Source organism: Paenibacillus sp. MZ03-122A, assembly GCF_024213325.1.
Classification (GTDB): Bacteria; Bacillota; Bacilli; order Paenibacillales; family Paenibacillaceae; genus Paenibacillus; species Paenibacillus polymyxa_B.
On record NZ_JANAVI010000003.1, the window covers coordinates 430,613 to 443,479 of the forward strand.

Genomic DNA, 12,867 nt, shown 5'->3' on the forward strand with positions numbered 1-12,867 from the left:
TGACCCAAAAGCGAATGCATTACCGATTCATACATTTTTACTTACAAAACATATAAGGGTGGTGACGTGATGACAGACCAAACTCTTCCGCAACAGGCTATTTCATCGGAAGATATTTATTTGTTTCATGAAGGAACGCTTTATCACAGCTACCGATCTTTGGGTTCCCACCTTACTGTGGAGAACGGAGAACAGGGCGTCCGCTTTACGGTCTGGGCTCCTCATGCTCTCCATGTCGGGCTTGCTACAGATCGCAACAACTGGAATGGGGAACAGGATTCCTTATATAGGGTTCCCAAATCCGGTTTTTGGAGTCGTTTTTTTTCGGGGATATCCCAAGGAACTTTTTACAAATACGACATTACGGGTGCAAACGGTGAACGATTTCTGAAAGCAGACCCTTACGCGGTACGTGCTGAAGTGAGGCCAGCAACGGCTTCTGTGGTAGCTTCTATAGATGGTTATGCTTGGAACGATGCGATTTGGCGCCGAAAACGTAGAGCACCTTATGGAAAGCCTCTGCACATATACGAGCTTCATCTGGGCACTTGGAAGCAAAAAGAAGATGGTACGTTTTATACATACAGGGAAATAGCCGAGCTTCTTGTGCCTTATGTGACCGATATGGGGTATACACATATTGAGCTGATGCCGCTGAGTGAGCATCCGTATGATCTTTCCTGGGGCTACCAGCTTACCGGATATTTTGCACTCACAAGCCGTTATGGAGAGCCGCATGATTTTATGTATTTGGTGGATCGTTGCCATCAGGCGGGAATCGGAGTGCTGATGGATTGGGTGCCAGCCCATTTTGCAAAAGATGCTCATGGATTAAGGCTGTTTGACGGATCGCCCCTGTTCGAATACGCGGATCCGCTGATTGCGGAAAAGCCCGGCTGGGGAACGCTGACGTTTGATTACAGCAAGCCGGAGGTGCGTTCTTTCCTGATATCTAATGCGCTATTCTGGATGGATGTGTACCATATTGACGGCCTGCGCGTAGATGCTGTGACAAGTATGCTACGGCTGGATTTTGAAAAGCAGGACGGTCAATATCGTTTTAACTCTAAAGGAGGCATTGAAAATGAGGAGGCTATTGCCTTCCTTCAACAACTGAATGAAACAGTATTCCGCTATTATCCGTATGCTCTGATGATGGCAGAGGAGTCCAGTGCCTGGCCGATGGTGACTTCCCCGGTAAGCGATGGAGGACTCGGTTTTAATTACAAGTGGAATATGGGCTGGATGAACGATACGCTTGATTATATCGAAACGGATTTCGATCAAAGGCCAGAGCGCCATAATTTGCTGACATTCCCCATAGCTTATGCGTACAGCGAGAATTTTACACTGCCGTTGTCGCACGATGAGGTTGTTCATGGGAAGAAGTCGCTGCTTGATAAAATGCCAGGTAGCTATGAGCAAAAATTTGCCGGGCTTCGAGCGCTTCTCGGTTACCAAATCACCTCACCGGGCAAAAAGCTCTTATTTATGGGAGGGGAATTCGGCCAATTCATCGAATGGAAGGATGAAGAGCAGCTTGACTGGTTTCTGCTGGATTATGACAGTCACCGTTCGCTGCACACTTATACGAAAGCGCTGAATCATTTGTATATTCAGGAAAAGGCGTTATGGGAACTGGATCATTCGTGGGATGGATATCAGTGGATTGAAGCGGAGGACCGTGGGCAGAGCGTAATTACGTATTTACGTAAAGGTAAAAAGCCGGGAGATACACTGGTCGTGCTAATTAACTTTCAGCCCGTGCCCAGAGAGAACTATCGAATTGGGCTGGAAAAGGCCGGGGGTTATATCGAACTGCTGAACAGTGATCATAAGGACTTTGGGGGAAATGGCCAGCTAAATACCGGAGTGATACGGACCGCCTCCATTCCTTGCCACGGACAGCTTCACAGCTTGGAGGTGACCATACCACCCTTAAGCATCGTTATACTCAAGAAAGCGCCTCGGAGGCCTAGAAAAGCAGATTAAACACATAAGGAGGAAGCACATATGAACATTTTGTTTGCGGCAGCAGAAGCACATCCATTTATTAAAACAGGCGGGTTGGCTGATGTCATTGGCGCACTGCCGAAGGCACTTCGTCAGGCGGGGTGCGACGTCCGAATCATTTTACCTAAATATGCGGGGATTCCCGATACTTATAAAAAGTCTCTGCGTCCGGTAGCGGTGAAGCTAGTAGCCGTAGGCTGGCGTAATCAATATTGCGGAATAGAGGAACTGACATTAGACGGAATCAAGGTTTATTTTATAGACAATGAGTATTACTTCGGTCGTGACGGTATTTACGGTTATATGGATGATGGCGAACGTTTTTCCTTTTTTAACCGGGCGATTTTAGAAATGCTGCCTGAACTGAACTTTCGGCCGGATATTTTGCATTGTCATGATTGGCATACGGCAATGGTTCCGCTGCTTCTGAATGCCGATTATCGACATTTGCCCTTCTACAGCGATATTCGCACGGTGTTTACGATACATAATCTGCTGTATCAAGGGGATTTTCCGTATGAGGTCTTAACTGAGCTGCTCAACCTGGATGGAAGCTATTTCACCCCCGAGGGTGTGGAGTATCATGGCAGACTGAATTTTATGAAAGGTGGGCTTACGTACTCGGATCATGTCACGACCGTGAGTCCAACCTATGCAGAGGAGATTCAAACCGAATTTTACGGATACGGGCTGGAGGGTCTGCTTCGTAAATTGGGAGATCAGGGTCGCTTAACAGGGATTGTGAACGGAATTGACACCAAAAGCTACAATCCTGCCACGGACAATCGTATTTATACGAAGTACCGCACGAGTCTGACAAAGAAAAAGGAAAACAAAATTGGCCTGCAAAAAGAGTTGGGTCTGCCGGTGCGGCCAGACGTACCTATGATTGCCATGGTAACCCGGCTTGTAGATATGAAGGGGCTAGATCTGGTAACGAGAGTGCTTGACGAAATCCTGTATTATGATGATATCCAGTTTGTCGTGCTGGGAACAGGGGATCCGGCTTTTGAGCATTGGTTTCGTGAGGCAGCGGGACGCTATCCACTGAAAATGTCGACGCAGCTCGCTTTTAGCGAACCTCTGTCACGAAAAATATATGCGGCAAGTGATATGTATCTTATGCCATCAAGGTTTGAGCCTTGCGGGATCAGCCAACTGCTGGCGCTTCGTTATGGAAGTATCCCTATTGTGCGAGAAACAGGGGGTCTTAACGATACTGTGCAGGCTTACAATGAGTCCACAGGGGAAGGAAACGGATTTAGTTTCACGAACTACAATGCACATGATATGCTGAACACTATTCGTCGTGCTGTTCATTTTTATCGCCAATCTGAGCATTGGTCGAAACTTACACAGACGGCTTTTGCAGGAGAATATAGTTGGGATGTTTCAGCTAAAGCGTATATGGATATTTACCATTTGCTAACAAAGACGGACTGAACAGAGTAGGAACACCATAGTCATGTTAATGAAAAAGGGAATCCCTTTAGCCAGTGTTTGGCTGAGGAATTCCCTTTTTGCTATGATCAGTCTCCCCCGCCACCACAGCTGCTTCCACATGAAGAGCCGCTGCTACACGAAGAATGACTACCAGAATCGCCTGAATCATGGTGAGAAGAGCCTCCATGATGAGAACTGTCATGGGAGGAATGATGGTGCGAGTGATGTGTATCCCAGTTCGAGCATCCGCTTGCCGAGCTACAGCCGGATGAGCTAGCTAATACGGCATTACCTGTAGCATCCGGGTGCATGTGTATGGCAAATTGTTCAGGTTGATACCATGAATACCACACAACAGCTAATAATAAATAGTCGACCTGTAAATAGTTGACCTTAGGCAATTGCTTCCCCTCAGGATCATCCACCGCTTTATTCACCCGCTCGCGCAGACGTTGTACAATCTTATGAACCGCTTGTTGGGCCTGATGTGAAATGGCTGTATTCTCCTGTGTATTCCAGCGGTCACCTGCTGGCTGCGCCGAAGTTGCGAGTTTATAATAGCGCGAAAGCTCGTCGTTCGGTAATGGATGATTAAAAAAAGTACCCCACAAACTGGCGCTATAGCGGTTCCAGCCAAAGCATTCCACATACAACCAGTCAAACCACGCCCGCTCCTCAGGCATCGGCTTAGAGCCGCCAGAATGGGGCGCATGGTGAAGCATACGACCAAAAAAAGCTTCCGAGAATTGCTGATATTCGCGGGTAAACATCAACATTTCGTGCCATAATTCATCCACACCACTACTGAACATAGGCACTCTATTCATAATCGCGCATAGCATAAAATATCGTTTTAGCTCATGCCAGCGCCAATCATATTCTTGGTCCGTCAGCTCTGGGTGGGCTTCCATTACACGACGCCTTACGCTTTGAGCATAGGAGGCGGGTATGGATTGCTCCAGTAGCTGCATCAGCTCTGTAATCTCTGGATGACGCTCCTGTGTAAGGGACGAAGGAGAAGGGGAACTGAGGAAAAAAGCATTCCGGCGCCGTGTTTTTCTGTTTCCCCGGTTCCTGCGTATTGAACGGAATATAAACCAAACAATGATGAGGTCCACCACAATAAACAACGTCCAAAAGCTGCTCATACTATCCATGATGGCTGGCTGCTCCTTTCTGAAAGAACACGGAATTAAGATTTAGCTTTCGTTATTCAGCAGAGAGAATTCTTTTTTTATTTGGGCTAGCAGTTCAGGATTCGTGATTACATCGCAAGCAGTCCATGCCAAGGTTCTTGCAGCCAGCAGCATTCCTTCCATGGCCCGGTCCTGCATCGCCAAATCGCGGAATTCTGGTGTATGCAAGGCATGCTTCTCGTCAATAACTTGAATGTACGGATGGATAGCAGGGCAATGAAGCGATACATTTCCGATATCCATGGAGCCGTGATCTTCACCTTCCGTTATATCTTCTTGCGAAATGCCAGCCTGCACCAAATTTGCGGTAAAGGCATCGGAAAGTACGCGGTTTGTGACCATTTCATCATAAGATGTCTCATAATTGGAGGTCTCCAAACGACATCCGGCCTGTAAAGCAGCTCCTTCAGCAATTTGAATAACACGGCGAGTCAGCGGGTTCAGTTCTTGACGTGTAGCGGCCCTCACATAAAATTGGGCTGAGGCGTAATCAGGAATAATATTGGCTGCTTGCCCACCCTGATTAATGATCCCATGGATACGCACTGTACTTTTTACTTGTTGACGGAACGCATTGATGCCATTGAACGTTTGAATCACAGCGTCCAGCGCGTTAATGCCCTCGTGCGGACTGGCAGCCGCGTGGGCGGATTGACCAAAAAATTCGAATTGTACAGCATCAATCGCCAGTGATTTGCCTGATTTTTCGTAATGGTCATAAGGATGCGTCATAAGTGCTATGTCGCAATCATCAAACAAACCGGCAGCGGCCATCGGGACCTTTGCACCGCGTGTTTCTTCGGCAGGTGTGCCATATACCCGTACTTCTCCACCAGTTTCGTCGATGATCGACTTGAGGCCGACGGCAGCACCTGTACTCATCATACATATCAAATGGTGCCCACAGGCGTGTCCTAGACCTTTCAGAGCGTCATATTCTGCCAGAAAAGCGACAACCGGTCCGGGTTTTGCAGATTTGTAAGTTGCAATAAAGGCTGTTTCTATGCCCAATACGGGTGTCTGGATCTCAAAACCGTGAAAAACCAGTTCTTCTTTTAAACGGGCAGCGGCCAGAAATTCCTCGTTTCCAAGTTCAGGATTTGCGCCAATATATAACGAAATGTCCTTAAACCGTGGGGCATGCTGCTCAATTGTCTTTTGAATGGTCTGCTTAAAATCCATGCTGAAAACTCCTTTATATAAACTGTAATGTAGGTACTGCGTTAGGTATGCTGAAATTGTACTATAACATTCATTGCATAATCATGCATATTCATTTATAATGACACAATCTTATTTATTATAAAGAATTTAAGGAGAGAAAAAAAGATTGAAAAAGGCATATCGTTTTACCGCCCTGGTTTTGTCGGCGGTTATCTTGCTGTTGACTGGTCTTCCCATGCTCACTGCATACGGAACGGAAGCAAAGCCACAGAAAAAACTTGTAGTGGGCATGAGTGCCGACTTTCCGCCGTATGAGTTTCATAAAGTCATTAACGGTAAGGATACCATTGTTGGGTTCGATGTGGATATCGCCAAGGAAATCGCCAAAGATTTGGATGCGGAGATGGTCCCTGAGGACATGAGTTTTGACTCTTTGCTGCCTGCTTTGCAAAGTGGTCGTGTAGACTTGGTACTGTCCGGTATGACACCGACGGATGAGCGGAGAAAGAGCATTGATTTTTCAGATGTATATTATCGCTCCAAGCAAGTCATTATGGTACGCCCAGAGGATAAAGACAAATATCCTACGATGGATGCTTTGAAAGGCGAGAAGATTGGCGCGCAAAAAGGGAGTATTCAGGAAGAAATTGCTCAAAAAGTGCCCAATGCCACTGTAACCTCACTGGACAAAATATCCGATCTGGTACTCCAGCTGCGGACCCAGCGTATCAACGCTGTTGTGATCGAAGATACGGTTGCTAAAGGATACACGTTAGATGGTACCGTAACACTTGCCAAGGCCGTGCCTGAGGATGCCGGAGCAGAAACAGCTGTAGGTATACGCAAGGGGAACGCAGAATTGCTTGCCTCTGTAAATAAAACGTTGGCTCGCCTGAAAGCGGACGGGTCGATTGAGAAGTTTTCCACAGAAGCGAGCGCGCTCTCTGCAGATCGACAGGTTTCTTCTAATAACATCGTAGATATTTTTTGGAAATACCGCAGTTTTTACGCTACGGGTATCGGCTACACTCTGTTGCTGTCTGCACTCGGAGTCCTGTTTGGATTTATCATTGGTCTGATCGTATCCTTGCTGCGGATGAGCGGTATACGCATCATTGAGTGGTTAGGTACCACTTATGTGGAAATCCTGCGTGGCACACCTATGCTGGTGCAACTCATGATCATTCACTACGGGGTTGCTTTGACGCTGGGTGTCAATTTTACCCCACTCCAGTCTGGTATAATCACATTGTCTCTGAATAGTTCAGCATATCTGGCTGAAATTTTCCGTGCAGGTATCCAGGCAGTGGACCGTGGACAGATGGAAGCTGCCCGCTCGCTCGGGATGGGGAGAGGCAAAGCTATGCGTCACGTCATTTTACCGCAAGCGTTTAAATCTATTTTACCTGCTATCGGTAATGAGTTTATTACGATCATTAAAGAATCCTCCATTATTTCGACCATTGGGATGGTGGATATTATGTATCAGGCCCAGGTCATTAAGAACATTACCTACGAAGGATTAAGTCCGTTCATAATCGCAGCCGCTATTTATTTTGTAATGACATTCAGCTTGTCTAAGCTGCTGGGTTTATGGGAAAGGAAGTTGAGAGCCAGTGATCACCGTTAAACAACTGCGTAAATCGTTCGGTAAGAATGAAATTTTAAAAGGCATTGATATAGATATCGCCAAAGGTGAAGTCGTCGTCATCATCGGCCCCAGTGGTTCAGGGAAGAGTACGTTTTTGCGTTGTATGAATCTGTTGGAACAGCCTACGGACGGGGAGATTTTATTTGAGGGCGAGCCGATTACAGCTCGTGGCCATAATATTAATGTAACCCGGGAGAAGATGGGGATGGTGTTCCAGCATTTTAATCTTTTCCCGCATAAAACAGTGTTGCAGAACCTGACACTTGCCCCAACACAGGTTAGAAGACAGTCAGGGAAGGAAGCGGAAAAAATTTCGCTAGAACTCTTGCGTACCGTAGGGCTTGAGGATAAGAAGAATACCTATCCGAACCAGCTATCCGGAGGACAGAAGCAACGTATTGCGATTGCACGTGCTTTGGCCATGCAGCCGCATGTAATGCTGTTCGATGAGCCGACTTCTGCATTGGACCCTGAAATGGTTGGAGAGGTTCTGGATGTAATGAAGAAGCTCGCCGAAGGCGGCATGACAATGGTAATCGTGACGCATGAAATGGGCTTTGCCCGCGAGGTAGGCGATCGAATTATCTTTATGGATAACGGTCAAATTGTGGAGCAAGGTACACCAGAGCAGGTATTTGGCACTCCAAGCCATGATCGCACCCGTGATTTTCTTGCCAAAGTATTGTAAGAAAGTGTTGATATAATCTATAAAAAAGGCCCTCCGTTTGACGGAGAGCCTTTTTTCTTTTTGTCACCATTTCCCCATACTTTCGTAACAAATATCGATTTCTTGATGACAAAATTGTAATGAGTGTAGTATGATGTTCGAGGTTCCCAACATTTTCATGCGGATAAGGTTACAAAATTGTGATATTATGCAGTAAGCCAAAACTTACCGGGACAGCATGTGGTTATGACAACCGCTGAAGCTGGGCCCAAACTATGGGAAGTGCGGGGGACGTAACAACGGCAGTCATTCCGATACGTCATAAGACGATGTGGAATATGCCTAGGGGTGAATTGCACAAGCATAGGGCTTCTCCTGAGTCCGAATCCGACAGCTAACTTCGCAGGCATAACAGAGGAGGTACATATCTTTGAAACATCTAAAACATATTGGTAAAACGATGAAATTTGCGGTGCTTGCCGCAGCTATTGCAGGGCTGACACAGACAGCTGGAGTAGCGGATGCTGCTTCGCTTCACACTGCCAAAGAGGGCGATACCTTCTTTTTGCTTGCTCAACGTTATGGGGTATCGGTAGACGAGCTAACGAAGGCGAACCCAAACATTGCTTCCAACAATATATATGCAGGTCTGCAAATTAAGGTGCCTGGCGAAAAAAGTGTGAAGGCAGCTTCGGATTCGAAGCCGCAGCTTCTTACGGAGAAAGCACCAGCGAATGAGGGGCCAACGATTGAAGCGTGGGGCAAAACATTCAACTATAGCAAAATAGTTGACGTTAAGGCTTCAGCGTATTCTGCCGCAGCCGACGAGAATGGTAAATGGGGAGCAGTGGACTACTACGGCAATCCGCTTAAACTAGGTACAATTGCGGTAGACCCGAACGTCATTCCGATGGGCACGAAAGTGCTGGTTACAGGCTATTCCCACCCAGGTTTGCCGGATCATTCTTTTGTAGCTGTCGCTCGCGATCAGGGCAGCGCCATTACAGGAAAGCGGATTGATATCTTTATTCCAGGCAACAAATCATTTGTGAACGACTTTGGATTTCAAAATGTAAAGCTGTACGTTATTGGTAAATAGCATTGTACGTATATACGGTTTAATTAAACATAATATATATTATGTAAACTTAATGCCTGTATCCTACCGCATACAACTAGGTCGGACTCTTATCAGGTCTTATCCATAAAAAAAGGCTGTCTTGACGAGCAGAAAACTTCTGCTGGTAAGACAGCCTTTTTACGTTGCTTTAGCTTGTAGCTCAATCATAAACATATGGTTATTTCCGTTCCGATGTGTGGAGTAGCCGGGGAACTGTCACAAATTTGTAACCCTTAGCTTTTAGAGAGTGAATTAGACCCGGCAGAGCTTGGACAGTGCCTCGCAAGTTGGAACTTTGGCCTCCACCTGCGTGCATTAAAATAATAGAGCCAGGCCCGGTAGCTGGGATCACATTGCGCTGAATTTGTGTTTTACTTAATCCCTTCCAATCGAGAGAGTCTACATTCCAATTGACAATCATATAGCCATGACGACGTGCCCATTGGATTTGAGGCTCCGTGATTTCGCCGTAGGGTGGACGGATCAACTTGGGGCGAAAACCTGCGCTGGCCTGTAAAATACGTTCTGTTTTTGTAATCTGGTTGCGAAAGCGTTCGGGTGTGGCCTTCCTAAAATCCGGATGAGTATAGGAATGGTTTCCTATAGCATGGCCTTCACGAATAATACGGCGTATGATCCCCGGATGCTTTTCCGCACGGTGACCGACGATGAAAAAGGTGGCTTTGATGCCATTGGCGTGTAATACGTCCAAAACCTGCGGCGTATACCTAGAATCGGGCACATCATCAAAGGTTAGGGCAATTTGGCGGGTGTGTGGGCCGCACATTTTAAAAATGTCCGCATGTTTTTTTCGCAGCATTGCTAATGTAGGAGTTGCTCGATCTGTGCTCTGATGTACAGAAGAAGCAACAGCTGTTTCCTTGGGATGGGGCGTTCCGGTGTTGGGAGGCGCATCCGCGTGAACGGGTAAACTTGAGAATGCTAGTAACAGTGCCAAGCATGGCAACACTCCCCTGTACGGCATATGTATCCCCCCTTTCCGTGCAGTGGTACCTAGTGGTGCTCTCGACTATTATGTACCTGTCCTATTAAAAATATGCTGTTAACCAAGTTCGGCTCATAAACGAATGGAAAGAAGCCCACGATGAAACGATTATCAATGAAGATGATGGAGCTAAACGTACATATTCTCTTAAACATGACCGATAACAGGAGCATTTTCGCAAGTTTTAGCCTTACAACGAATTCGGTATACTAGTGACAGCTGGTGTATAATGGGGATGCAATTCATAATTATACAGACATGGAATTGAAGGAAGGATGGATAAAAGTGACCGACTTGTTTACTCCTTATCAATTAAAGGGGCTTTCTTTAAAAAATCGGATTGTCATGCCCCCGATGTGCCAATACAGCGTGGAGGCCAAGGACGGAAATCCAACGGATTGGCATCATGTCCATTATGTGAGCCGGGCAGTAGGAGGCACTGGACTTATTATTGTGGAAATGACAGCGGTCCATCCAGATGGACGTATTACGGATCGTGATTTGGGTATTTGGAGTGACGAACATATTTCTGCATATCGTAAGATTGTAGAGGAAGTCCACAAGTATGGTGCCAAGATTGGTATTCAACTAGGCCACGCTGGACGCAAGGCTGAAGATGCTGAGCAACCTGTGGGTCCGTCCACGATTCCTTTTAGCGAACGCTTTAAAAAGCCGCACGCCTTAAAGACAGTTGAAGTCAGGGAACTGGTTCAGGCATACAAAGAAGGCGCACGCCGCGCGATGGAAGCCGGTTTTGATACGGTTGAGATACATGGCGCTCACGGCTATCTGATCCATCAATTTCATTCGCCTTTAACAAATACCAGAGAAGATGAATATGGACAGGATTTGTCACTGTTCGGTGTTGAGGTCATACATGCTGTTAAAGAGGTTCTGCCTGCTGACATGCCTGTGCTTATGCGGATATCTGCCAAAGAATACGTCGAAGATGGATATAACGTGGAATACATAACAGGCGTAGGGGAACGATATCGTGATGCAGGTGTGGATATTTTCCATATCTCTTCTGGTGGTGAGGGTCCGATTGGTTCTGGCGGAGGCCCGTCTGCGCGTGCCGGCTATCAGGTGGATTTGGCTCATACCATCCGTGAAAAGCTGAATGTACCTGTGATTGCTGTTGGCTTACTGGATGATTATGAGGACGCTCGCCGGGTTGTTCAGCAAAAAGAAGCTGATCTGGTAGCAATAGGCCGTGCCATGCTGCGTGATCCCTATTGGGCGCTGCATGCATCGCGGGAGCTAAAAGTACAGGCCGACATCCCAGAGCCTTACTTGCGCGGTTTTTAGATATTTTTGAAACCCTCTTTGCAAAGCTTGCGTAAACATGTGTACAGAGCTTAAAATTTAAGCATTCAACTCTAGGAGGAACTTCACATGTCTATTTTCAAACGATTAAGAGATCTTACGATGTCCAACATTAACGCCATTATCGACAAGGCAGAAGATCCAATTAAAATGACGGATCAATACATTCGTGATATGCAAGAGGACCTGGAAGATGCAGAGAAAGCGGTAGCCGCTCAAATTGCTATTGAAAAGAGGTTCAAACAGCAATACGAAGAACAGGCTGCTTTGGTAAAGAAACGTGAAGAACAGGCACATACCGCTGCAAAAGCACAAAATGTAGATCTGGCCCGTCGTGCGCTGGAAGAAAAGAAATCTGCTGAACAAAAAATGAACGAGTTCAAAGCTGGTTACGAACAGAACAAAGCTGCAGCCGATAATCTACGTGGCAAGCTGGATGAAATGCGCAGACAGCTGACAGAAATGAAAAACAAGCGCGAAACACTGGTTGCCCGTTATAATGCAGCTAAAGCGCAAACCGAAATTAACAAAGCTATGAACGGTTTTAGCTCTGATACGGCAACTGCCGGATTGAAGCGTATGGAAGAAAAAATGCTGCAAGCAGAAGCACGTGCCGAAGCGAGCAACGAAATGTCCTCTAAGGAAAGATCGTTGGATGAGGAGTTCAAAGAGCTGGATAAGAAAAGCGCCGTGGACGATGAGCTTGCCGCTTTGTTAAAGCAATACGAAAATAAATAAGAACATTTAGCAATGCCACCAGTGGATTGCTCAGGAAGCGAAGGAGAAACGTTTCTCCTTCGCTTTTCCCTGCCTGGAGGCGCAAAACATTATATGAAGGTCAAGAAGATGTGGAGGATGGTATGAAATGCATTTTTTAGAAACGATGAAAGCAATGCTTGTATGGACTGGTGCGGGGGCTATTTTGATTTTCGCATTAATGTATATCGACTCTTTATTTACGAAGTATAAGGATTTTGCCGAAGTGAAAGCTGGAAATATGGCCGTAACGGTACGAATGATTATGAAGCTGGTTGCACAAGGCTATATTTTGTCGGGCTCTATCGCTACAGCTAATAATTTGCTCGAAGCGCTTGTGTATTCTGTGATCGCCTTTGTCATCCTGCTTGTTTTGGAAGTTATTGTACGTCTGCTGTTGCGGTACTGGGCTCAGTTTGATCTGGATAAAGGTACACAGGAAGGTAAAATTGGTTTCGGTCTGTTTTCAGGAGCGCTTCATCTGGTTGGCGCCTTGATCATTACAGCATGCTTCTAGGCTAAGAA

At 46.4% G+C, this 12,867-nt stretch carries 11 protein-coding genes and 1 riboswitch; of the genes, 8 read left to right on the top strand and 3 right to left on the bottom strand.

All coding sequences use genetic code 11. From position 1 onward, the window contains the following. The first annotated feature begins 69 nt into the window (after positions 1–69). Together glgB and glgA are read left to right on the top strand one after the other, a co-directional pair. Positions 70–1,992, top strand: coding sequence for a 1,4-alpha-glucan branching protein GlgB (glgB, locus tag NLX74_RS09200; RefSeq protein WP_254328503.1), 1,923 nt, complete (start codon positions 70–72; stop codon positions 1,990–1,992). 21 nt (positions 1,993–2,013) lie between these two features. After that, the gene (glgA, locus tag NLX74_RS09205) at positions 2,014–3,456 is read left to right on the top strand and encodes a glycogen synthase GlgA (RefSeq protein WP_254328504.1); all 1,443 of its coding nucleotides are present in this window, start codon (positions 2,014–2,016) and stop codon (positions 3,454–3,456) included. Positions 3,457–3,542: 86 nt separating this feature from the next. Here the strand turns inward: glgA and NLX74_RS09210 are convergent, their stop codons facing one another. Then, entirely contained in the window at positions 3,543–4,613 is a 1,071-nt protein-coding gene (locus NLX74_RS09210; RefSeq protein WP_254328505.1) for a glycine-rich domain-containing protein, read from the bottom strand. Positions 4,614–4,655: 42 nt separating this feature from the next. After that, entirely contained in the window at positions 4,656–5,834 is a 1,179-nt protein-coding gene (locus NLX74_RS09215) for a M20 family metallopeptidase (RefSeq protein ID WP_254328506.1), read from the bottom strand. A 148-nt stretch (positions 5,835–5,982) separates the two neighbouring features. Here NLX74_RS09215 and NLX74_RS09220 point away from each other — a divergent pair, with 148 nt between their 5' ends. From NLX74_RS09220 to NLX74_RS09230, 3 genes are all read left to right on the top strand, one after another. Further along, positions 5,983–7,446: an ABC transporter substrate-binding protein/permease gene (locus tag NLX74_RS09220; protein WP_254328507.1), complete on the top strand. Its 1,464-nt coding sequence runs from the start codon at positions 5,983–5,985 to the stop codon at positions 7,444–7,446. Beyond that, positions 7,433–8,155, top strand: coding sequence for an amino acid ABC transporter ATP-binding protein (locus NLX74_RS09225; RefSeq protein ID WP_061828246.1), 723 nt, complete (start codon positions 7,433–7,435; stop codon positions 8,153–8,155). The genes NLX74_RS09220 and NLX74_RS09225 overlap by 14 nt, the downstream gene beginning before the upstream one ends. A 234-nt stretch (positions 8,156–8,389) precedes the next feature. Beyond that, positions 8,390–8,558, top strand: a riboswitch (cyclic di-AMP (ydaO/yuaA leader). A 6-nt stretch (positions 8,559–8,564) separates the two neighbouring features. Next, complete coding sequence (locus NLX74_RS09230; protein WP_254328508.1) at positions 8,565–9,233, top strand: 3D domain-containing protein; 669 nt, start codon at positions 8,565–8,567, stop codon at positions 9,231–9,233. Between the two features lie 199 nt (positions 9,234–9,432). On the opposite strand, the gene NLX74_RS09235 is transcribed toward NLX74_RS09230, so the two are convergent. Further along, complete coding sequence (locus tag NLX74_RS09235) at positions 9,433–10,239, bottom strand: polysaccharide deacetylase family protein (protein WP_254328509.1); 807 nt, start codon at positions 10,237–10,239, stop codon at positions 9,433–9,435. Positions 10,240–10,545: 306 nt separating this feature from the next. Here NLX74_RS09235 and NLX74_RS09240 point away from each other — a divergent pair, with 306 nt between their 5' ends. The 3 genes from NLX74_RS09240 to NLX74_RS09250 all read left to right on the top strand — a co-directional run bounded on the left by NLX74_RS09240 (position 10,546) and on the right by NLX74_RS09250 (position 12,859). After that, positions 10,546–11,568: an NADH:flavin oxidoreductase/NADH oxidase gene (locus NLX74_RS09240; RefSeq protein WP_235309882.1), complete on the top strand. Its 1,023-nt coding sequence runs from the start codon at positions 10,546–10,548 to the stop codon at positions 11,566–11,568. A gap of 87 nt (positions 11,569–11,655) precedes the next feature. After that, on the top strand, positions 11,656–12,324 hold the full coding sequence (locus NLX74_RS09245; protein ID WP_254328510.1) for a PspA/IM30 family protein: 669 nt from the start codon (positions 11,656–11,658) through the stop codon (positions 12,322–12,324). Positions 12,325–12,451: 127 nt separating this feature from the next. Then, the gene (locus NLX74_RS09250) at positions 12,452–12,859 is read left to right on the top strand and encodes a DUF350 domain-containing protein (protein WP_254328511.1); all 408 of its coding nucleotides are present in this window, start codon (positions 12,452–12,454) and stop codon (positions 12,857–12,859) included. Positions 12,860–12,867: the final 8 nt, after the last annotated feature.

Excerpts from the sequence above, each read along its gene's own strand:
- NLX74_RS09210 (WP_254328505.1), bottom strand. The coding sequence starts at position 4,613 with ATGGATAGTATGAGCAGCTTTTGGACGTTGTTTATTGTGGTGGACCTC.
- NLX74_RS09235 (WP_254328509.1), bottom strand. The coding sequence starts at position 10,239 with ATGCCGTACAGGGGAGTGTTGCCATGCTTGGCACTGTTACTAGCATTC.
- glgB (WP_254328503.1), top strand. The coding sequence starts at position 70 with ATGACAGACCAAACTCTTCCGCAACAGGCTATTTCATCGGAAGATATT.
- NLX74_RS09215 (WP_254328506.1), bottom strand. The coding sequence starts at position 5,834 with ATGGATTTTAAGCAGACCATTCAAAAGACAATTGAGCAGCATGCCCCA.
- glgA (WP_254328504.1), top strand. The coding sequence starts at position 2,014 with ATGAACATTTTGTTTGCGGCAGCAGAAGCACATCCATTTATTAAAACA.
- NLX74_RS09245 (WP_254328510.1), top strand. The coding sequence starts at position 11,656 with ATGTCTATTTTCAAACGATTAAGAGATCTTACGATGTCCAACATTAAC.
- NLX74_RS09250 (WP_254328511.1), top strand. The coding sequence starts at position 12,452 with ATGCATTTTTTAGAAACGATGAAAGCAATGCTTGTATGGACTGGTGCG.